Here is a 21,224-nt window from a genome sequence, read left to right on the forward strand (position 1 = left end):
CCACACGCCAAGCGGTCAAGATATCCGATAAAGCAGGTACATGCGCTGTGATACAGTATAACTTGTTTTACTTCACTTCCAGATTATCGTTGCCGGTTTCCGCTCCGGAAGCCGGCGGTATTTGAATTTCGGATACCCCAGCACCATTGGATAAAAATAGGTATGGCCGTCGGGCAGGCCGACCGACTGTCGAAGCGGTTGCGAATCCTGTCTGAGGGCCCGGGCGATCAATCCCATCCAACAGGTGCCAAGTCCGCTGGCAACGGCCGTGAGTTCGAAGTAGGACAGGGCGATGGACAGATCCACCATGCCATTGTCGTAATATCCCGGCGCAGAAGCGATGACCAGGCACGGTGCATGGTGGGTGATGGAGTTGATTCCAGCCTCGTAGGCATCGACGAACCTCGGAAAATAGGGTGGCAGATGTTTGCCTGCATCCGATGCCAGCGCGGCTTTCATCCATCCGATGGTCAAGTCGGCTATATGTGTCAAATGGGCCGGATCCGCGTGAACCGTCCAGGTCACCAACTGTGAATTGCCGCCGGTGGGAGCGTACCGGGCCGCATCGATAAGCGCTTGAATCGTCTCCTTGGCCACCGGCTTATTCTTGAACCGCCGGATGGATCTCCGGGTTCTGAGAAACTGCAATGCCTGCTCCCCGTCGATCGCCAGGTTCTTTTGAATTTTGGGGCTGTTTTCGATGGGCACCTCTTGGTGGTCGAGGGCATCGTGGGGGCAGACCGCCACGCAATGACCGCACCGAAGGCATATCTGGCGGCCCTGCTCGATCATGAAGGGAATACGGTCCTCATCTGTCTGCTTGATAATGTTGGCTGGACACGCCTGCACGCAAAACCCGTCTTTTTTGCATCTGGTTTCATCAATTTTGATTAGCGTCATCAGTCACCTCAAAACACTGCTCTCTATGAAAGTGATCCCGGCCGTCGGACGATTCGCGAATCGAATCGGTCCCTTTGGGAGGGGAGAAGTGGTTGCTGTCCGATCACGATCCACACCCGTCAACAATCGGGTAGCCATGGTCATTGCTGTTGGGGTCTGTCCGTCTCCTTGCCTTTTTCGACCTGTGCGGTCATCCCGGGCGTATCGTCCGCCGGTTTCATGATGATGTAGCGATAGACATAAACTGCCACTGGGACGCCCAACAAGACCCCCCAGAGTCCGAACAAGGTATGACCTAAATACAAAATGATCAGGGTCAAAAGGGGATTGATCTTCAGCACGGCAGAAACGATATTGGGGTTCAGGATATAGGCCTCGACCGCATGTATGAAGGCGATCATGATGACGGTTTGGCCCGCAAGCACCATGCCTCCGTCATTGAAGGCCAGCAGCAGGATTGGAACGGATGAAATGAAGGTGCCCCAGACGGGAATCAAACCTGCAAAGAAAACGATGCTCGAAAGAAGGGCAATGGGTTGTATCCCCAAGAGCCAGAGGCCTAAAGCGGTGAAAATGGTGTTTATGATGGCGATGAGTATCTGGGCTTGGAACGTATAACCGACCACCATGGCGAACTGAGCGACACTGTCGGCGGTTTCATCGTAAACCTCCTTGAACCGGCTTTGCCGCAATGCCAGAACGCGCGATTTAAGGTTGGGCAAGTCAAGAACGATCAGAAAACTGAACAGCGTGGCAAGCAGGAAATAGGTGAGAAAATGAGAGATGCGGTTGAAAAAGCCAATCACCAGACCCACAAGGCCCTCATTGCTCAGTCCCAACAAATTTTTCAGGGTAATGGCCTCCTTGACGCTTACCAAAAAAGGCGTCATTTGAGGCTGTTTGTGAGCCAACTCGTCCAGATAAAGCCGTATCGCGCTCATCAATTCCGGTAATTTGTTGAAAAAATCCTTTGCCTCGGTAATGATCCTCGGCATCACCATGATCATCAGACTGGTCACCACAGATACGAACAAAAGATAGACCGCCACGGTCCAATAGTATCGTTTCAGGCGAAAATGTCTCTCCAGCTTGACCACGGCATTGTTGAAAATATAGGCCAGGATAAAGGTCAGGAAGACGAGTCCGAAAACCTCGCGCACTAAAAACAGGAGAGCGAAAAAAGCCGCCCAAATGGCCACTTTTTTATTTGCCCGGACAAACTCTGAAAGGTTGATCATACGGATTCCGTAGGCATGTGAGTCCTGGAGCTTTGCTAACGCCGGGTTCATGGATCAGTTGTTTATAACCGAGATGAAACCGGCAATCAAATGCCTATCGTTTTTTTGTTGAGCCAAGGGATGATGGTTATGTAAAAAGTCGCTGTCGGACGGCGCCGTAAGAAGTTCAAGATCAAGGCGTGCGAAATTCCGTGTCCTGAGGCGTCCTTGTCGTACGCCGCAATAACGACGGGATGAGCACAACGCAGATATCGGACGTTTTACGGTGGCGTCAAGGGATGGGGTACGGACGGTCGGATAGGTGGCCGGGTTTTCCTGCATCCGGGGCATCCATCTTGATCCGCTTTACCCGTGGTCCCATGAGGATGTATGAGGTATACGACGGCATCCTCAGGCCGCGATGTCGCAGGATCGCCGCAGTCGTAATGCCTTCGACGCCTTGATTTTGGCAGGACTGTGCTTATCATAGTTTAAACCGGAGCAACGCGAAGGACACTCAGATGTCCGGCTGGTCACACCCAGTGATCGGTTCCCCGCACCACCTCAGCTCCGGTTCCGCTTTTTTAAGGTCAGCCTTTGTTCTATTCCCGATCCTTCATCTCTTTTTTGAGGCGCATGTCCACATCCACCATTCGAGCCTCGTCCTGGGCGATGTCAAAGACCATCTCCTTGACGCCCAGTTGCTTGGCCAGTTCGTCATTCTGGCTCGCGGAGATGCTTTCAAAAACCTTATTGCCCAGTTCGGCCAAACGTCGGGTCACTTGTGTCTCCAACCGCGCCTTTTCGCGCCGCAGACGGGTCAGTTCGATCCCTTCACCGGCCTTTTCGGTGATGGTGTGCACGGCCGCGATGGCGGCGTCGAAACCGGCCTCCATGCCTCTTTGAACTCTATCCCAAAGTTTCATTTTCGCCTCCTGTCGTCGATAATTGTGATAATGATTCATTACTTTTTACAGGACAAAAAAACAGTAATGTTGTAGATGGCCGTGTCAAGGGGGGCATATCAAGCATCCGGAACGCGCCGGCGGTCAGCGATTCACGCAAGTCCGCACAGATGGGGAGGACGGGGCGGAGGTACGGCCCGCCCCGACGCGGTTCGAAACGAGAAGGTCTTCTATCGCAAGAGGTTTTCCCAAATCATGGTGTAGCCTTGACCGCGGCCCACACACATGGTGGTCAATCCGTAACGCGCCTGGGGGTTTTCCTTGAAAAGCCCTTTGAGGAACGCGATCAGCCGGGGGCCCGAAGCGGCCAGGGGATGGCCGTAAGCGATGGCCCCGCCCCAGATGTTGACCCTGGGTTCATCGGGTTTGAGGCCGAAGTGATCGAGAAAGTACAGGGCCTGAACGGCGAACGCCTCGTTGATTTCGATGATATCCATATCGTCGATGGTCATACCCGCCTTGGCCAGGGCCTTTTCCGTGGCCGGCACCGGGGCGATGCCCATGACCCGGGGATCCACCGAAGCGACGGCCGTTGCGATCCAGCGCATGGCGGGCTTGAGTCCCAGTTCGGCGCATTTTTTTGCGCTGGTCACCAACACGGCGGCCGCACCGTCGTTCAATCCTGAGGCATTGCCGGCCGTCACCCGGCCGCCATTCTCACGGAAGGGGGTTTTGAGGGTCGACAAACCGGCCATGTCGGTACCCGGCCGCGGGTGCTGGTCTTTGTCCATGATCTGCCGCGTGCCGTCGGCCAGGGTTGCCTCCACGGGAATGATCATCTCCTTCATCTTCCCGGCCTTGATGGCCTCGTCGGCCTTGCGCTGGCACTCTTCGGCATAGGCATCGGCCATCTCCTTGGTAAATTTTGGAAAGCGGTCGTGGATATTTTCCGCGGTCATGCCCATGTTGAAGGCCGACGCATCCCCCATCACCTCTTCGGAGCGCGGATGCGCGTCACGCATGTATCCCATGGGAAGGTGTCCCATGTGTTCGACTCCACCGCACACCAGAACGTCGGCCATGCCGGCGGCGATATAGGAAGCGCCCAGTCCAACGGCCGTCAGGCCGCTGGCGCACATGCGATCGATGGAACATCCGGGCACCTCCCATCCCCAACCGGCCAGCATGGAAATCATTCGGCCGATGGTACCCCCCTGCTCCTTGACCTGATTGGTGACACCCCACAACACGTCTTCCACCATGCCGGGCTTCAGGCCGGGGTTTCGCTGGATCAGCGCCTGAAGCAACGGCACGCAAAGATCCTCGGCCCTCGTGGTCCAGAAAATGCCTTTTTCGCCCGCCCGGCCGAATGCCGTGCGAACCGCGTCCACCACCACCACGTCGTTTAAGGTTTTATTCATCGAAATCGCCTCCTTTGACTTAGGAATCATACAAATTCCGTTTTTATCCGGTGAATCACTCGTTTCAAAAGACCAGATTTCATAAAAAACCGCAACTCGAAAGGCGGTGAAAACAATAAATCCCGTTTCCCGAACAGCGTGCACGCTGGGTGCTGAGACAATTTGGAGCGCTCCGAATCATCCCATTGTTAAAACGAATCCCGTTTGCTATTCAGACCGTATGCGGGGAAAGACGAGACTCCAATAAGGAGAAAACCATGAGATGGACGAGCGGTCGCAGAAGTTCGAATGTCGAGGACCGACGTGGCGGAAGGGTCTCACGCAAAGTGGCGGGCGGCGGCATCGGCACCCTCATCCTGGTTCTAGTGGCACTCTACTTCGGCATGGATCCTTCGGAATTGTTGCAGCAGACCGGCAGCCTGAGTTCCACCTCGTCCCAGAACGCACCTTATGAACAGACCGCCCAGGAACAGAAGCTGGTCGAATTCGTCTCCGTTGTCCTGGCCGATACCGAAGATACCTGGAACGCCATCTTCGCCAAAAGCGGCCATTCATACATCGAGCCCAAGCTGGTGCTCTTCTCGGGTGCCGTACAATCCGCCTGCGGCTATGCCCAGTCGGCCACCGGACCTTTTTATTGCCCGGCCGACCAGAAGGTCTATCTCGACCTGGACTTTTTCCAGGAGATGAAGCAGCGATTCCAGGCGCCCGGCGACTTTGCCCAGGCCTACGTCATCGCCCACGAGATAGGGCACCACGTACAAACCTTGACGGGGCTCATGAACAAGGTTCAGACCGCACGCCAGAGGCTCCCTAAATCTCAATCCAATGAACTGCTGGTGCGGCTGGAGCTCCAGGCCGACTGCTTTGCCGGGCTGTGGGCCCACCACGCCCATCGGGCGCGGCAGATCATCGAGGAAGGGGATATCGAAGAGGCGCTCAACGCCGCCAATGCCATCGGCGATGACCGTCTCCAGATGCAAAGCCGGGGGTATGTGGTGCCCGACGCCTTTACCCACGGCACTTCGGCCCAGCGCGTCAAATGGTTCAAGCGCGGATTCACCACCGGCAGCTATGGCGCCTGCAACACCTTCGATACCGACGATTTATAGCCTTCATCGCCTGGCCGGCGAACCGGTTTTCCCAATTAGAAAAACCACTTGAGACCGATCATGAAATTGTGGCTCTCGTAATCGATCTCATCTTCAACAGTAAAACCCCAATTGGATGTTCCGGCGATTTCGATGTCATCGCAATCCAGGTAGCGATAGGACATATCCACAACGATCGTATCCGACAGGTCCCAGGCGACGCCGGCCATCAACTGGTAGGCCAGTCCGCTGTCGTGGTCATCCCACTTGACGGTCGTACTGCCGCCATAAGTGGCCTTCCCGTCGATCTCCACGCGGGCATATCCGATGCCGGCTCCGATATAGGGTGTGAAAGCGGTGCGGTTTTCGAAGTCGAAATACCCGTTGACCATGAATGCCCACGCGCTCACATCGCCGCTGGAATCCGTGTCGCTATTTAAGACGGTGACCTTGTCGATGTCGTTTTCCCGGTAGGCGATCTCCCCTTCAAAGCGAAAAGGGCCGAAATCATATCCCGCCAGGCCGGAAAGGACATAACCGGTTTCCATTTCGGATTTGGCCGGTTCCGCTTCAGCGTCTTCCAGCATCGCCACCCCGCCTTGAATTCCCGCATAAAACCCTTCGGCCGCCCAGGCCTGCGAACCATTGCCCGCCAGCGCAGTCATCAGCACCAATGACATCAGAACCATCCATTTGCGCATTTTTCCATTCCTTTCGGTATTGGGTGTGAACGATCGACTTTCTGGATTCATGAACCGGCGAGGGACCGACTATGAAGACCCAAAAACGCGCAAGAAAAGCGCACTCATCTCATCGGCAGGTTGGGGAAATGCTTTAGCGGGTATCTCAAAAAAATAAAACCGGCCGGTGGCGCCATGAGGGCAAAAGCGACACCGGCCGGTCTATGAACGGATGACAGTCCTATAAAATAGACGGGTTAAACCGGATCGATATAGGGTTGATTGGCTTCCTTGGCCGTTCGACTGGGTGCCGACATGAACCCTTTCATGATCCACCGGCGGGTATCGGCCGGATCGATCACCGCGTCGATCTCCAGGTAGGCGGCCATGTTGACCGCCTTGCCGCGCTCGTAGAGCTGGCTGAGCAGCTGATTGAAAAGCGCTTCCCTGGCCTGGGGGTCCTGCTGGGCTTCGAGTTCCCTCTTGAACCCGGCCTTGACCGCGCCTTCCAGACCCATGCCGCCGAACTCGCCGGTGGGCCATGAGGCGGTAAAGGCGGATTCGTGAAAACCGCCCCTGGCCATGGCCATGGCGCCCAGGCCGTATCCCCTGCGGGTCACCACCGAGAAGTAGGGCACCGACACATGGGAGCCGATGACAAACATGCGGCACACATGTCGCACCTGGGCCCGGGTTTCGATCTCCGGACCGACCATGAAGCCGGGGGTGTCGATGAGGCTCAGGATGGGGACGCCGTGCACATTGCAGATCTGCATCAAGCGGGCCGCATTGTCGGCATCCTCGGCTTCGATGGCGCCCGCCATGTGCTGGCAGTTGTTGGCGATGACGCCGAACGGATGGCCTTCGATACGGATAAATCCCGCGATGATCCCCTGGCCGTAGTCGGGTCGCAGCTGCAGGAACGACCCCACATCGGCGATGCCCTCGATGACCCGCTTCATGTCGTAGGTGCGCCGCCGGTTTTCCGGGATGATGTCGCGCAGGGGCATCGGATCGGGCGCCTGCCAATCCTTGGTCCGACCCTGAAAATAGGAGAGATATCGCTTGGCCACGGCAACGGCCTCGACATCGTCCGCCACCGGGATATCCACGACACCGTTGGCCGTCTGCACATCCATGGGACCGACCTCTTCGGGCCGGAAGACGCCCAGCCCCCCGCCCTCGATCATCACCGGTCCGCCCATGCCGATATTTGAATTCCGGGCGGCGATAATCACGTCGCAGCAACCCAGCAGAGCAGCGTTACCCGCGAAACAGGGGCCGGAAACGATGCCCACCAGCGGCGCCTTGCCGCTGAACCCGCCGAACAGGGCAAAGGTGGAGAGATCCAGGCCGGCGATGACCACGCCGCCGGCATCCACATCACCGGGTCTTCCGCCGCCGCCCTCGGCGAACAGGATCAGGGGAATCGCCTGATCGTGGGCCAGCTTCAACATGCGGTCCATCTTTTTGTGGCTGAAATGGCCCTGGGTCCCGGCCAGCACCGTGTAATCGTAGGCCAATATCAGACAACGGGAGTTCTCTTCGCCAAACAGGTCGCCATTGACCGATCCGATACCGGCGATCAGGCCGTCGGCCGGTGTCTTGACTCTCAATTCTTCTTCACTTCTGCGCATGCGCTGGGCGGCGATGGCCAACCCGCCATACTCGATAAAACTGTCGGGATCACAAAAGTCTTCCACATTGGTGCGTGTCGTGCGTTGGTTCTTTTTCTGACGACGGGCGACCGCCTCCGGCCGGTTTTCATCGAGACCCAGTGCGGTGCGCTCGATCAGCTCGGCCAGCTCGGGTCGAATGGACTCGCTATTTTCAGGATTGCCATCGTGCGGGTAACTCATAATCCAGACCTTTCTGTTAAATCACCGATGCGCCGCCGTCGACCGCCACCCACTGTCCGGTAATGTGACGGCCGGCCTCCGAGGCGAAGAGCGCCACCAGCCCCTTGAGATCTTCCGGCCCGCCCATGCGGCCCAGCGGGGTCGTGGCCAGAATCATGTCGCTCATGGTGTCCACCAGGACTTTGGCGATTTTGGTCGGAAAAACACCTGGGCAGATGGCGTTCACGTTGATGTTGTACTTGCCCCACTCGGCGGCCAGGGCGCGGGTGAAATTGACCACGGCCCCCTTGCTGGTGTTGTAGGCGATGGTATCCATGCCCGGCGGGTTGCCCATCAGTCCGGCCACCGAAGCGACGTTGATGACCTTGCCCCACCGGTTGGGAATCATGCAGCGTTTGGCGACGAGTTGGGTCAGGAAGAAAAGCGCATTGACATTGAGGTTGAGCACCTTGTGCCAGGCGTCGGCCGGATGATCCTCGGCCGGGGCACCCCAGGTGGTTCCCGCGTTGTTGACCAGGATGTCGATCCGGCCGAACTTTTCGATGACGCGGTCCACCACGGTGGGTATGGTCTCGTATCGGGACAGGTCGGCTGAACAGGTCAATACGTCGATGCCTTGGGCCGACAGCTGCTCGGCGGCCGCGTCCAGCTCATGTTGTTTGCGGGCGGTGATGGCCACCTTGGCACCCAATTCACCCAGCGCCTCGGTCATCTGAAGGCCGAGCCCCCGCGATCCGCCGGTAATGACCGCCACTTTCCCCGATAGATCCATCAATTGCCGTAAGCTCATCGTACACTCCTTTTCAAATCCATGGTCCGAAATCCGATTTCAAAAACAGGCAATCTTGTATTGCCGTGAGGCCCAAAGGTCAATAGAATAGAGCTCCAATTGGAACGGATACGCATGATGGCCGTATCTTGTTCGACAATGCCGCATATGACAAACGGGTGGGCGACTTCCATGAAAAAGGACGACAAATGAACGCGGGGCGTTGGCGCTCTTTCGGCCGATCATGCGGCCAGAATTACGGGTGGATCAATCTGGTCGGGCTCATGTTGGTCTACGGCAGCCTGTGCGGCAATATCACCTATGCCTACGGCGTCTTCCTTCCGGCCATGTCCGAACACTTCCACTGGAGCCGATCCGCCCTCTCCGGCCCATACACCCTCTTTTTCATCATCGGCGGCCTGCTCGGGCCGGCGGCCGGCACGGCCATTTCGCGCTTCGGCGCGCGCAGGAACATCATCTTCTGCAACCTGTTGGCGGTGGCGGGCCTCTTCGGCATGTCGAAAGTCACCACCGTATGGCACCTCTATATCTGGTTCGGACTGATCATCGGGGTCGTTATCGCCTTCGGCGAGTTCATTCCCGTCACTTCGGTGATCAACAACTGGTATGTGCGAAAACGATCCGTGGCCATGGGATTGCTCTTCGCGGCGGGCGGCATGGGCGGGTTTGTCATGCCGCCGGTGATCGGCGCGCTGATCGGCGCGCATGGATGGCAGCAGGCCTGGGCCTGGCTGGCCGGGTTTCACCTGGTACTGGCAGTGGCCGCGGGCGGCCTGATCATCCGCAACCACCCCGGCGACGTAGGCCTGGAAGTCGACGGCCGTCGCCCCTCCGCGCCCGTCGATGATGCCTTGCAACTGCCCGAATTGTTACTCAGTTCCACGGAAATCGATTACACCGTCCGACAGGCGTTGCGGTCCCCGGCGTTGTGGATGATCGTCGCGCTTTTTTCGATCATCCTGTTTGCGACCAATATACTGGGCACCCACCAGGTTGCCTACCTGCAGGACCTGGGCTTTTCGCCCATCGGTTCGGCCGCGGCCCTGGGCACGATGCTCGGCTGCAGTATCATCGGCCGGCTGCTGTGCGGGGTGTTGGGCATGCGCTACGACGGCCGCCGGCTGGCCGCCGCGTTTCTCACCGGCATGGGGCTGGGCATGCTCTGCTTGATGTGGGCCCGGTCGATCCTTTTCATCTATGCCTATTCGATTCTGACTGGCATCGGCTTCGGCGGCATGATCGTTCTGATGCCCCAGCTGTTGAGCCACTATTTCGGGCGCGCCAACTATGCCCGCATCCTGGGCTGGACCATTCCGGTGGTCACGCTGGTGAGCGCCGCAGGCCCGGTGCTGGCCGGTGCGCTCTACGATGCCACCGGCAAGTATGACATTCCGCTGGCCATCACGGTGGCGGCCATTGCGGCGGGTATCGCCATCTGCGCCCGCATGCCCGCCCGTTCCGACAACCATCTAAAACCCAAACATCTACCGGCCATGCCATAAAGGAGGACATCCATGAGTTGGGTCACCATCGACCAGGAAAAATGCACCACTTGCGGTATCTGCGTCCTGCGTTGCCCGCGCTGTTTCAGCCTGAAAGACGAAAAGGTGTCGGTCCAGGCCGACGAGAAATGCTGCATCGTCTGCGGCCACTGCGTCTCCCTGTGCCCCGCGGACGCCATCACCCACCACCGCATGGACATGAACAACTTCGAACCCGTCGGCACCCCGGTGCAATTCCCGTCCGATGCCTTCATGCGCTTTATCCGGGAACGCCGTAGCCACCGCCAATTCAAGAAAAAAGAGGTGGCCAAAACGACCATCCAGCAACTCATCGAGGCGGCTCGATATGCGCCCACCGGCAGCAATGTGCAAAGCGTTGAAATCATCGTGCTGGAAACCGACGACCGCAAAAAGCGTCTCTCCGATCTCACCATCGACTTTTTTGTCGAAATGGGCGCCAATGCCGCCGAAACGCTCAAGTCCATGCCGGCCGGCCCGGCCACGCCGGCACGGCTGCTGGTGGAAAAGCTGGTGCGTTACCGGGAAAACATGCTGCAGGCCAAATCGGTGGGCTACGACCCGATTTTCCACCACGCACCGGTGGTGCTGATGTTTCATTCCCTATTGGAAACGAGCACCCCCAAGGACAACTGCGTCATCGCGTCGACCACGGTGGGACTGTTCGCCCGCACCCTGGGACTGGAGTGCACCTATATCGGGCTGCTGGAGATCGCCGCCCGGTCGTATCCGCCCCTGGCCGAGGCCATCGGGCTGCCCGAAGGGCATCAGATTCAAAGCGTGCTGATCGTCGGTTACCCCAAACTCAAGTATCTGCGTCTGGTCGACCGCAACCGCATCCGGGTTCGCTGGGAATAGCGGCCCCGAACCGCGGGCCGCTCAGGCATTGACAAAGGTCCGGCCCCGAATGCCATAACGGCGCATGCGGTTCCAGACCGTTGCACGCCAAAAGGTGGCTGAAGAATTTTCGAAGGGGCGCTCAGCTCCCGGCAGGCGCAACCGACCGGTTCTTGAGTTCGCGCCGCAGCAGTTTGCCGGTGACGGTCTTCGGCACGTCGTCGATGATCTCCACGATACGCGGATATTTGTAGGCTGCCAATCGCTCCTTGCAGAATTGGATCAGCTCCTCGGAGGTGGTGCGGCCCTTGAATGCCTCTGACAGGGAGACGAAAGCCTTGACCGTCTCCCCGCGGTAATCGTCGGGCACCCCGACCACCGCCGCCTCCCGCACCGCGGGATGCTGGTAGAGCACATCCTCCACATCCCGCGGCCACACCTTGAATCCGGACACATTGATCAGGTCCTTTTTGCGGTCGACGATGTAGCACCACCCGTTTTCGTCGATCTTGGCCACGTCGCCGGTGTGAAAGCGGCCGTCCACGATGGCCCTGGCCGTCTCTTCCGGCTTTTGCCAGTAGCCCCGCACGATGCTCGGCCCGCGCAGCACCAACTCGCCCTCCTGGCCCGGCGGCATGGGCCTGGCGGCGTCGTTCACATCCACGATCCAGGCCTCGATGCCGGGAATGATCAGGCCCACCGACAGCGCCCCGGTCTCGGCGTCGACCGGCCCTTCCATTCCCAGGGGCGTGATGGTGGCCGGAGAGGCGCTCTCGGTCAGACCGTAGACGTTGTATATCGTCAGCCCGAGGGCCTCCTTGAATTTGGCCACCGTTGCCGGAGAGACCGGTGCGCCGCCGCTGTATGCCTTCTGAAAAGCGGCCAGGTTGCTGGCCTTGGACGCCGGATGGTTCAGCAGAGCAATGTAGACGGTAATCGACGCCACGCTGAAGGTGACTCCGTGCGTTTCCAGCAGCCGGAGCGCATCGGCGGCGTCGAAACGGTTGTGAAGCACCACCGGGATCCCCAGATGAAAAGCGATCGCCTGGTGGGCCACGATGCCGGTGATGTGGAACAGCGGTGCGACCCCCCAGACCACGTCGCTGCGATCCAACCGGGCCGCGGTCTGGTACACGAAGCAGTTGTGGTCGATGTTGGCATGGGAGATCATGGCTCCCTTGGGCGGGCCGGTGGTGCCGGAGGTGTAGACCAGGTAGGCGATGTCTTCGGGGCCCGGCGGACGGCCGGCGATCCGGCGCCCGGCGAACCTGTCGAGCAGTCCCATCCAATCCTCGGTGTCGGCGAAGATCTGCCGGCGAATGCCGGCCAGCTGGGCCGGCATGGACTGCTGCGCCCCCAGCAGATCGAGCGCCGAAGTCGTGATCACCTGACACTCGGTCGCAGCGGCACGCACGCTCTTCTCGTAGAGCAGGTCCTCACAGATCACCAAGCGCGCCCCGCTGTCGGCGATCAGGTGCGTCAGGTCCCTGGCGGTGTACATCGGGTTGACCGGCACCACGATCCCGCCCAGCTGCCAGACCGCCACCGAGGCAACGATCGCCTGGGGAATGTTCTGCAGAACGAAAAGGACCCGATCCCCCGGCCGCACGCCCATGTCGTCGAGGGCCGTCGCCAGGGCATCGGCCAAGGCGGCGGTCTCCGAGTAGCTGACGGCCCCCTCGAAGTAGAACATGCAGGGGGCTTGCGGATAGCGATCGACCGCCCGCCTGAATTTGTCCAGAACCGTTTCATAGCTGCCCGGGAATGGGGTGGAAAGCCAATCGGGGTAGGTCCGCAACCAGGGTTTGCCGTCGTAGAAAGTGTCGTCCATCTCCACTCCTTTGCGAAGCTACCAGGCGGTCCAGCCGCCGTCGATCAGGATGCTCTGGCCGGTGATGAAATCGGATGCCGGAGCGGCCAGGAAGATGACGATGCCCTCGATCTCCTCGAGCTTGCCCCAACGGCCCATGGGGGTGCGCTCGTTGATGAAGTCGAAGCGCTCCCGGTCATGCCGGATCTGCTTGACCATCTCGGTTTCAAAATAGGTCGGCGCAATGGCGTTAACCCGCACTCCGGCCCTGGCCCACTCCAGGGCCATCACCTTGGTCATCTGCTCGACGCCCCCCTTGGATGAGGCATAGGCGAGTTGGTTCTGCAGGCCCACATGCCCCAGAATCGAACTCATGTTGATCACCTTGCCGTAACCGCGTTCGATCATCTGGGGCACCACCGCCTGGGCCACCAGGTAGTAGGCTTTCAGATTGGTGGAGAGGATGCGATCCCACTCCGCTTCCGGATAGTCGAGGACCGGCACGCGATAGTTGGTGCCCGCATTGTTGAAGAGAATATCCACCCTTCCGAAACGCGCCAGTATCTCCGCCACACCCTGGTCCACGCTCTCTTTACGGGTGACATCGAATGCAAAACCCGCAGCCTGACGGCCCTGTTTGCGGACCTCCGCTACCGCCGCATCGATATCGTCCGGATTGCGGCCGCACACGGCAATGTCCGCTCCGGCCTTGGCCAACGCCATGGCCGCCGCGCGGCCCAGGCCTTTCGAGCTGCCGGTCACCATGGCGACTTTGCCACTGAGTGAAAACATATCGAGGTTCATACCCATGATCTCCTTATGGAGGTATCGTCGCCCTTCCCGTGCGCCGCCTGGCGGCGCATCTGTTCCGTGGTATGCTACAAGGCGAGGTATTGCTTGATGATCGACTCGTTGTCCCAGATCGCCGCGATGCTGTCCGTGTGCACGATGCACCCCTTTTCGAGGATATAGCCTCGCGCACACACCCTGCGGCAGAATTTGAGATTCTGATCGGCCAGCAGGATGGTCATACCCGTGTCGCGGATCTCTTCGATCACCCTGGCCAGGTTGTCCACGATCAACGGGGCCAGACCTTCAGAGGGCTCGTCCAGCAGGACCATGTCCGGATTGGCCATCAAGGCCCGTCCCATGCCGAGCATTTTCTTCTCTCCTCCGGAAAGAAGAATTCCCATTTGTTTGCGGCGTTCGCCGAGGACCGGGAAGAGCGCCTCCACCCGTTCACGCGTCCAGTGCCCGTCCCGGCCCGAAAGCCGCCGCGCGATCTCCAGGTTCTCCTCGCAGGTCAGGTCTGGAAAGATGCGCAGGTCATCCGGCATATAGGCCATGCCCGCCTTGGAGATGGCATAGGCGGGCTTGCCGCGCATGTCCACCCCTTTGAACCGAACCGCACCGCTGCGCGGCGTGGTGAGCCCCATCACCGAACGCAAAGAGGTGGTCTTGCCGACCCCGTTACGGCCGAGCAAGGCCACCACCTCTCCCCTGTCCACCGAAAAGGAGACATCCTGAAGAATATGCGACTTGCCGTAGAAGGTATTCATCGACTCGACCTGAAGCATCATGACGTCACCTCTTGCCCCAGGTAGACTTCCCTCACCCTCGGATCGTTCTTGACCGCTTCGGTCGTACCGTCACCGATGACTTCGCCGTGATGCAGCACGATGACCCGTTCCGAAAGTGAAAAGACGATATCCATGTCGTGCTCCACGATGACGAAGGTGGTCTCCTTGTTGACCGACAACCTGCGGATATTCTCAAGAATGCGCACCCGTTCCACCGGATTCATGCCTGCGGTGGGCTCGTCGAGAAACAACAGCTTGGGCCGGGCGGCCAGGGCCACACCGACCTCCAGGACCCGCTGATCGCCGTGCGATAGCGCACTGGCCACGGTGTGGGCCTCGTTCTCCAATCCGATGCGCTCCAGAATCTGGGCGACTTCCGCGTGGACCGCCGTCTCCTTGTGGATGGCGCGCAGCAACCGCCTCGTGAGATTCCGTATGGCCAGCGCGGGCAGCAGGAGATTCTCCGCCACTGTCATCTCCGGGAAGATGTTCACCAATTGAAACGAGCGGCACAACCCCATTTTCACCCGCCGGTGTACGGGCAGACGGGTGATGTCAGCGCCCTGGAAATAGATCCGGCCGGTGTCGGGCGGAATTGATCCGGAGAGCATGTTGATCAGCGTCGATTTGCCGGCCCCGTTGGGTCCGATGATGGAAGTGAGCACGCCCTCGTGCAGGGTCAGATTGACATCGCTGGCGGCCCTGACCCGCCCAAAGGACTTATTCAAGTTGACGATCTTCAAGATTTCAGCAGTCATCGCGATTCCCTGCCCGATTAACGGAAGATTGAAAACGATCATTCAACAGCGACGGACCTGTAAAAAGCCTCAGAGGCGTCATGCCGGCGAACGCCGGAATCCAGAACCCGCTGAACAGGGCGGCCCCGGATTGGACCAGGATGTCGGTAAAGCCCCATCTTCAACTGGTTGACAATCCACCCGCCTCATTTGGACCGACTGGCGAACATGCCCACGATGCCGCCCCGGAAGCCCATGATGATCACCAATAGAATCAGCCCGAACCAGAGCATCCAGTTGTGCGTGAAACGCTCGATCATTTCCCGCAGCACGATGAAAACCGCGCTGCCGACGATGGGCCCGATGAAGGTCTGCAGCCCGCCGATGAGCGTCACCAGGATCGGCGCAGCCGAATGGCTCCAGTGGGCCGAAAAAGGTTCGGCATGACTCTCCAGCAGGGCGGCCAGCGCCCCGGCCAGTCCCGCAAAAGTCCCGGAAATGACAAACGCTCCCAAACGGTAGTTTTTCAGCGAGACGCCGGCGAAGACGACCCGTTTCTCGTTTTCCCGGATGCCGGCCAGCACGAGCCCGAATGGGGAGTGCAAAATCCGGTAAATCAAAAATGTCGTCAGCAGCAGCAGTGAAAGAATAAGAAAATAGTAGTACTGCGGCTTGATCATCGGAATGGAGACCACCCCCAGGGCGATGGGCGCACGCATGATGCCCACCAGGCCGTCGTCTCCGCCAGTGACGCTGCGCATGTTCCAGATGAGGGAAAAGACCATCATGCCGAATGCCAGGGTCAACATGGCGAAGTAAATTTCGGTGTGACGCACGCAAAAATAGCCGATCATCGCCGAGAGCAGCCCGGCGCAGATGACCCCGACCAGGATGCCGGCCAACGGATGCGGATGTACGTGGAGGGAGAAAAGCCCCAGGCCGTATGCGCCTGCGGCGTAGAAGGCCGCGTGTCCGAAGGAAAGCAGCCCGGTCCGTCCAAAAAGCACATTGTAACCCATGGCGAAAATCGAAAGAATCATTACCCGGGAAGTGATATAGATCACGAAGCGGCTGCCGAAGAGGCCGATAAGAACCAGGGCGGCAATGGCGAGCAGCGCAAGGATGGTGTTGAGATATCGGTTCATCAGGTCGCCTTCCCGAAAAATCCCTGGGGACGCAGCAGCAGCACTGCGGCCATCAGGATGAAAGTGAGAAACATGTCGAAAGCCGGAAGAAAACGTGTGCCGAAAGAAGAGAGCAGGCCGATGATCAGGGCCCCTAAAAATGCGCCTTTGAGACTGCCCAGGCCGCCGATCACCGCCACCACGAATGCATTGATGATAATACTTTCACCCATGCCGGGCGTCAGGAGTCCGACGTAGGGGACGGCCAGGGCGCCGCCCATCGCGCCGAGCCAGGTGCCGAACACGAATACGGATGTGAAGAGAGCCGGCACCGGGACCCCGATGGCGGCGGCCATTTCGCGTTCCGAGGAGGCCGCCCGAATGATGCGGCCATACCAGGTACGCTCGATGAGCGCCCACAGTCCCAATGCCACCAGCGGACCCACGATGATGATGAAGAGGTTGTAGGTGGGAAAATAGCGTCCGAGAATATCCACCGAACCACTGAGCCCCGGTACGCTCGGCGACCCTAACGAGCCGCCGCCCCAGATGATCTTGACCAGATCGTCGAAGAGCAGCACAAAGGCGAATGTCAACAGCAATTGATACGGCAGGGCCAGGTGGTAGACATAACGCAGGAAAAAGCGTTCGATGATGAAACCGGCCGCGCAAACCAGAATCGGGCCGATCAGCAGCCCGACCCAGAAATTGCCGCCCAGGGCGCTCAGGGCCGTGAAGCAGCAGTAGGCGCCCAACATGTAAAAACTGCCATGTGCAAAGTTGAGGACGCCCAGGACGCCGAAGATGAGGGTCAAGCCGCTGGCCACCAGCCAGATGAACATCCCAGTGGAGAGACCGGCCAAACAGACGTGCACAATGGATTCCAGTGTCAAAACAGCCTCCACTTCCCGGCATTATTCAATAGGGGAACACTATCGCCGGCGCTTCTCTGCACTCGTTGCCGTTGGCCACCGCCAGGGTAACCGCGTTTCCACGCGATCTCGTGGAAACGCGGCGGCGGGGCGAAGTCATTGAGAACCCGTTCGATCGTTCATCAGAACGGCGGTTTGGAAGCGTCCCCTTCGAAAGGCGGCCGGTTGAAACACTCTTTCGCGGGCACCATGACCTGTTTGCCCATGATCTTGAAGGGGTATTTGGCATCCGCCACCGTCAACCCCCACGGCACGTCATACATGGCCTGGTGATCTTCTTTCCTGAAGACGCGCGGACCGGCCGGTGAATCCATCTGCATGCCTTCCAGGGCCTGGATCACCGCCTTGGTCTCCTTGGACCCGGAGGCCTCCACCGCTTTTTTGAAGGCGAACATCGTGGAGTAACCGGTTTCGGAGACATAGGCCGGGAAATGGTCCCAGCGTTTGCGGAAGCGCTGGACCCATTCGTTGTTGCGGCTGTTGTTCGGGTAGAGGAAAAAGTAGCGGCCGGAGATCCAGATGTTATCGGGCATCTCCGCCCCGAGCCCTTCGAGCACATCCATGGCCGCGCCCACCGGGAACATGACGTGCTTGATTTTCTCGAACAAGCCGGCCTGGTTGGCCTGTTTGACGAAAGTGATCAACTCCCCCGCCCATTCGGTGGAATAGAGTCCGTCGGGTTTGGCATCCATAATCGTGTTGATGTGGGGCCGGAAATCCGTGGTCCCGAAAGGCGCCCACGACTCCGCGGTAAAAGAGACATCTTTTTTGAGCTTTCCGAGCGTGTTTTTGAACATCTCCCAGCACGTGTAGCCATACTCATATTTGGGGCTGACCGTGGCCCAGGTCTTGGCCGGCAGATCCTTGGCCACGAAAGCGGCCGCATTGCCGTCCTGATAAGTCGCGTTGCAGATGCGGAAGATCTGGCGGACGCCGTTTTTGAACACCTGCTCCTCGGTGAGCTTCTCGGTGGCCGCATGGGTGACCATGAGCACCTTGTCCAGTTCGGCCATCACCGGCGCCAGAGCCAGGGCCTGACCCGAAGAGTCCACGCCGGCCAGGAAATCGGCGCCCCAGCTATCGACGAAATAGCGTGCATTCTGGATCGCTTCCGGTGTTTTCAGGGTGGAATCCCGGAATTCGATCTCCAGTTTGTTGCCGGCGATGCCGCCGGCCGCATTGATCTCCTCCATGCCCAGGGTGGCGCCCATCTTGTGAAAATCCCCGTAACCCGCCAACGTGCCTGACATCACCGCCTGGTACCCCACCTTGATGGGGCCTTTAATCTTGGGCGTCGCCGCCCAGAGCCCGGTGGGTTTGGCGAATCCGCCAAGGGCTGCCGCCCCGGTGGTTAAAAGTCCGGCTTGAATGAAACGTCTGCGTGTCCATCCCTTCTTTGCCATGGCAAACCTCCCCCTGATTGTGCGTCCAAATCATTAATAAGGGATTAAGGCCCATCCCGGGTGAAAATCACCGCAACATGTCGCGCCGTCGAAAGCGCATGGAAAATTTACGTGATGTTCAAAAATCTGCGGCAAATGCAGCGGCAAAAACGTTGATTCATGGTGCGGCGACTGCTGAATGATTCACAGATACCGAACCATGTTCATAAATTGAGGGTACTATAGCAATGATGCGCGTGCGTGACAATTCTAAACTGCAGATTTTTCGATCCTACACCGAAAACGGCAGCGCCGGCCGGGTCATGGAGCTGGTGCGCAGAATGGCGCGACTGTAATGGCCAGGCGCTAAGACCGCCCTGCCATCACAACCATGGAAGACCCATCGCAAGGTCACGGCGGTGTTCATGGTTTGGCACGAAGCGCGTCTGCGCTTCGTGCCTCTCCCTACTTCATCATCGTATCGGACAGGCCGGCCCGACCGATTTCGACCTTATACTTCTTGCACCAGATGACAACAGTATCGTAGTCACCGGCTTCTACGCCCATGGGCAGATCGAAGGAGACCGTACCCGTGAACTTCTTGAGCATGCCAAGCTCCACACCCTTGCGCCAGTCGCCGTCTTTGGCCAGGAAGACATAACCGTCCGGAATCTTGTCGATCTTTATGTCGCTGAGCGTTAAAGTCGTGTGGCCCTTCATGTCCTGGTTCAGTGTAACTTTACCGCTGGCGTGGTGGTCCATGGTACCTGTCAGCATGCCTAGCATGGGGTTATCTTTCATCATGTCCGTCGCACCGGCAAGGCCGGCAGCGCCTATGATCAGCATCATCGCCGATAGAATTTGAGTCATCCAAAATGATTGTGTCATGGTGCACCTTCCTTTCTATTCGTTTCGAGTTCCCGATACCCCGTCACACTTGCCCGTCCGCTCGTCTGGTGCGTCAGGGTGTGACGGTTCCAACATAGGTGCCGGCCATTTTCAGGGCCGCCACCATCTGCTCCGGACCGATGACATCCGGATCGTAGGTTACGGTGTTGATTTCACGGAACCCGCGAAATCCTCGGGTCACTTTTTTTACGCCCGCCAGCCCCTCCAGGGCCGCCTTGCCCACGTCGTATCATCGAACGTAAAAGGCGATTTCCGCCAGGGACTCTGCCTGAGCCGGAAACACAGCTGATGCCGCCGCGACCGTCACCGTCAGAATTAAGAACCAAAAGAGGTTGTATTTCATGAGTACTGCTCCTTTCCGAACACCGTCGCGCTCAACGAAACAGAGATCGATACTGTTCGTAGCCTTCTTTTTGCAGATCTTCCTTGGGAATGAACCGAAGGGCCGCCGAATTGATGCAGTAGCGCAACCCGGTGGGTTGTGGACCGTCCTTAAACACATGGCCGAGATGGGAATCGGCGTGCTTACTGCGCACCTCGGTGCGCACCACCAAGAACGCGTGGTCGGTCTTCTCCGTTATGTTGTCGGGTTCGAGGGGGCGCGTAAAACTTGGCCAGCCCGTTCCAGAGTCGTATTTATCCGTGGAGCTGAACAGTGGCTCGCTCGAGACGATGTCCACATAGATGCCTTCACGGTGATTGTTCCAGTAGAGATTGTCGAAGGGCGGTTCGGTGCCCTCTTTTTGGGTCACCTTGTACTGCAGTGGGGAGAGCCGCCGGCGCAGCTCTTCCGGATCCGGTTTCTGGTAGCTTTGTTTGGTGGATGATGGGGGTTGAGCGTCGGCCCAGGCCTTTTCCAGGAATTGATCGCGTCCGGAACGGGAACGATAGTAATGATAGCGCAGGGGATTATTTTTATAGTAATTCTGGTGATACGGCTCGGCTGCGTAGAAGGGGCCCAGGGGTAGAATGTCGGTGACGATGGGCTTTTCGAAGCGGCCGGTGGAGGCGAGGTCCCGTTTCGATGACTCCGCCAGGCGATGTTCGATTTCGTCGGCATAGAATATGGCGCTGCGATACTGCGCGCCGCGATCCACAAACTGCCCCCCAGGGTCGGTAGGGTCCACATGGCGCCAGAAGTGCGCCAACAATGCGGCATAATCGATGCGACCGGGATCGTAGACAACTTTAACTGCTTCCACATGTCCCGTGCCGCCGGATGACACCTGCTTATAGGTTGGGTTGGCGACATGACCGCCGGTGTAACCGGATATGACCTCGATGACGCCGGGTACTTTCTCAAAATCAGATTCCGTGCACCAGAAACAACCGCCTGCAAAGAAGGCACTCCTGGCTTTCATTTCAGCTCCTGTTTTACGATCGCGGGTATCGCTCTTACCGGTTGCACTGGAAAGCATCGCATAGCCCAGGAAGAAGATCGCCAAAGCAGCGATGGCAGTGATGATAGATGATAGTTTCATAGACACCTCCAATGAGTCCGTCTGCGGCTGTTGAACACGCCGCATGATG

General features: G+C 58.6%; 20 protein-coding genes. 3 read left to right on the top strand and 17 right to left on the bottom strand.

Annotated features, from left to right (window positions below; translation table 11 throughout):
* Positions 1-72: 72 nt before the first annotated feature.
* From DFT_RS20390 to DFT_RS20405, 4 genes are all read right to left on the bottom strand, one after another.
* Positions 73-900, bottom strand: coding sequence for a nitroreductase family protein (locus DFT_RS20390; protein WP_054033087.1), 828 nt, complete (start codon positions 898-900; stop codon positions 73-75).
* A 140-nt stretch (positions 901-1,040) separates the two neighbouring features.
* On the bottom strand, positions 1,041-2,138 hold the full coding sequence (locus DFT_RS20395; RefSeq protein WP_054033088.1) for an AI-2E family transporter: 1,098 nt from the start codon (positions 2,136-2,138) through the stop codon (positions 1,041-1,043).
* A 581-nt stretch (positions 2,139-2,719) separates the two neighbouring features.
* Complete coding sequence (locus DFT_RS20400) at positions 2,720-3,043, bottom strand: hypothetical protein (RefSeq protein WP_152972100.1); 324 nt, start codon at positions 3,041-3,043, stop codon at positions 2,720-2,722.
* 209 nt (positions 3,044-3,252) lie between these two features.
* Positions 3,253-4,443 carry a thiolase family protein gene (locus tag DFT_RS20405; RefSeq protein WP_054033090.1) on the bottom strand — a complete coding sequence of 397 codons (1,191 nt, stop codon included), beginning with the start codon at positions 4,441-4,443 and terminating at the stop codon, positions 3,253-3,255.
* Between the two features lie 257 nt (positions 4,444-4,700).
* On the opposite strand from DFT_RS20405, the gene ypfJ reads away from it, so the two are divergent.
* On the top strand, positions 4,701-5,555 hold the full coding sequence (ypfJ, locus tag DFT_RS20410) for a KPN_02809 family neutral zinc metallopeptidase (RefSeq protein ID WP_054033091.1): 855 nt from the start codon (positions 4,701-4,703) through the stop codon (positions 5,553-5,555).
* A gap of 35 nt (positions 5,556-5,590) precedes the next feature.
* On the opposite strand, the gene DFT_RS20415 is transcribed toward ypfJ, so the two are convergent.
* The 3 genes from DFT_RS20415 to DFT_RS20425 form a co-directional block, all read right to left on the bottom strand.
* Positions 5,591-6,235 carry an outer membrane protein gene (locus tag DFT_RS20415; RefSeq protein ID WP_054033092.1) on the bottom strand — a complete coding sequence of 215 codons (645 nt, stop codon included), beginning with the start codon at positions 6,233-6,235 and terminating at the stop codon, positions 5,591-5,593.
* Positions 6,236-6,471: 236 nt separating this feature from the next.
* Positions 6,472-8,073 carry an acyl-CoA carboxylase subunit beta gene (locus tag DFT_RS20420; protein ID WP_083453680.1) on the bottom strand — a complete coding sequence of 534 codons (1,602 nt, stop codon included), beginning with the start codon at positions 8,071-8,073 and terminating at the stop codon, positions 6,472-6,474.
* A gap of 16 nt (positions 8,074-8,089) precedes the next feature.
* Positions 8,090-8,863, bottom strand: coding sequence for an SDR family oxidoreductase (locus DFT_RS20425; protein ID WP_054033093.1), 774 nt, complete (start codon positions 8,861-8,863; stop codon positions 8,090-8,092).
* Between the two features lie 188 nt (positions 8,864-9,051).
* On the opposite strand from DFT_RS20425, the gene DFT_RS20430 reads away from it, so the two are divergent.
* Both DFT_RS20430 and DFT_RS20435 read left to right on the top strand, forming a co-directional pair.
* Positions 9,052-10,365, top strand: coding sequence for an MFS transporter (locus tag DFT_RS20430; protein WP_152972101.1), 1,314 nt, complete (start codon positions 9,052-9,054; stop codon positions 10,363-10,365).
* A gap of 12 nt (positions 10,366-10,377) precedes the next feature.
* Positions 10,378-11,241 carry a nitroreductase family protein gene (locus DFT_RS20435; protein ID WP_054033095.1) on the top strand — a complete coding sequence of 288 codons (864 nt, stop codon included), beginning with the start codon at positions 10,378-10,380 and terminating at the stop codon, positions 11,239-11,241.
* A gap of 121 nt (positions 11,242-11,362) precedes the next feature.
* Here DFT_RS20435 and DFT_RS20440 read toward each other — a convergent pair whose 3' ends face one another.
* The 10 genes from DFT_RS20440 to msrB form a co-directional block, all read right to left on the bottom strand.
* On the bottom strand, positions 11,363-13,051 hold the full coding sequence (locus tag DFT_RS20440; RefSeq protein ID WP_054033096.1) for an AMP-binding protein: 1,689 nt from the start codon (positions 13,049-13,051) through the stop codon (positions 11,363-11,365).
* A gap of 18 nt (positions 13,052-13,069) precedes the next feature.
* Positions 13,070-13,834, bottom strand: coding sequence for an SDR family NAD(P)-dependent oxidoreductase (locus DFT_RS20445; protein ID WP_054033097.1), 765 nt, complete (start codon positions 13,832-13,834; stop codon positions 13,070-13,072).
* Between the two features lie 74 nt (positions 13,835-13,908).
* On the bottom strand, positions 13,909-14,610 hold the full coding sequence (locus tag DFT_RS20450) for an ABC transporter ATP-binding protein (RefSeq protein ID WP_200907119.1): 702 nt from the start codon (positions 14,608-14,610) through the stop codon (positions 13,909-13,911).
* Positions 14,607-15,368, bottom strand: coding sequence for an ABC transporter ATP-binding protein (locus tag DFT_RS20455; RefSeq protein WP_054033098.1), 762 nt, complete (start codon positions 15,366-15,368; stop codon positions 14,607-14,609). The genes DFT_RS20450 and DFT_RS20455 overlap by 4 nt, the downstream gene beginning before the upstream one ends.
* A 185-nt stretch (positions 15,369-15,553) precedes the next feature.
* On the bottom strand, positions 15,554-16,492 hold the full coding sequence (locus tag DFT_RS20460) for a branched-chain amino acid ABC transporter permease (protein WP_054033099.1): 939 nt from the start codon (positions 16,490-16,492) through the stop codon (positions 15,554-15,556).
* Entirely contained in the window at positions 16,492-17,364 is an 873-nt protein-coding gene (locus DFT_RS20465; RefSeq protein ID WP_200907120.1) for a branched-chain amino acid ABC transporter permease, read from the bottom strand. Before DFT_RS20465 ends, DFT_RS20460 begins: the two co-directional genes overlap by 1 nt.
* Before the next feature lie 161 nt (positions 17,365-17,525).
* Positions 17,526-18,806, bottom strand: a complete 1,281-nt coding sequence (locus DFT_RS20470) for an ABC transporter substrate-binding protein (protein WP_054033100.1) — start codon at positions 18,804-18,806, stop codon at positions 17,526-17,528.
* 444 nt (positions 18,807-19,250) lie between these two features.
* Positions 19,251-19,673, bottom strand: a complete 423-nt coding sequence (locus DFT_RS20475) for a DM13 domain-containing protein (RefSeq protein ID WP_054033101.1) — start codon at positions 19,671-19,673, stop codon at positions 19,251-19,253.
* Between the two features lie 73 nt (positions 19,674-19,746).
* Positions 19,747-19,917, bottom strand: coding sequence for a hypothetical protein (locus DFT_RS26355; protein ID WP_161807217.1), 171 nt, complete (start codon positions 19,915-19,917; stop codon positions 19,747-19,749).
* A gap of 151 nt (positions 19,918-20,068) precedes the next feature.
* Complete coding sequence (gene msrB, locus DFT_RS20480; RefSeq protein ID WP_054033102.1) at positions 20,069-21,175, bottom strand: peptide-methionine (R)-S-oxide reductase MsrB; 1,107 nt, start codon at positions 21,173-21,175, stop codon at positions 20,069-20,071.
* Between the last annotated feature and the right edge of the window lie 49 nt (positions 21,176-21,224).

It is taken from the genome of Desulfatitalea tepidiphila, assembly GCF_001293685.1.
In the GTDB taxonomy this organism is placed as follows: domain Bacteria; phylum Desulfobacterota; class Desulfobacteria; order Desulfobacterales; family Desulfosarcinaceae; genus Desulfatitalea; species Desulfatitalea tepidiphila.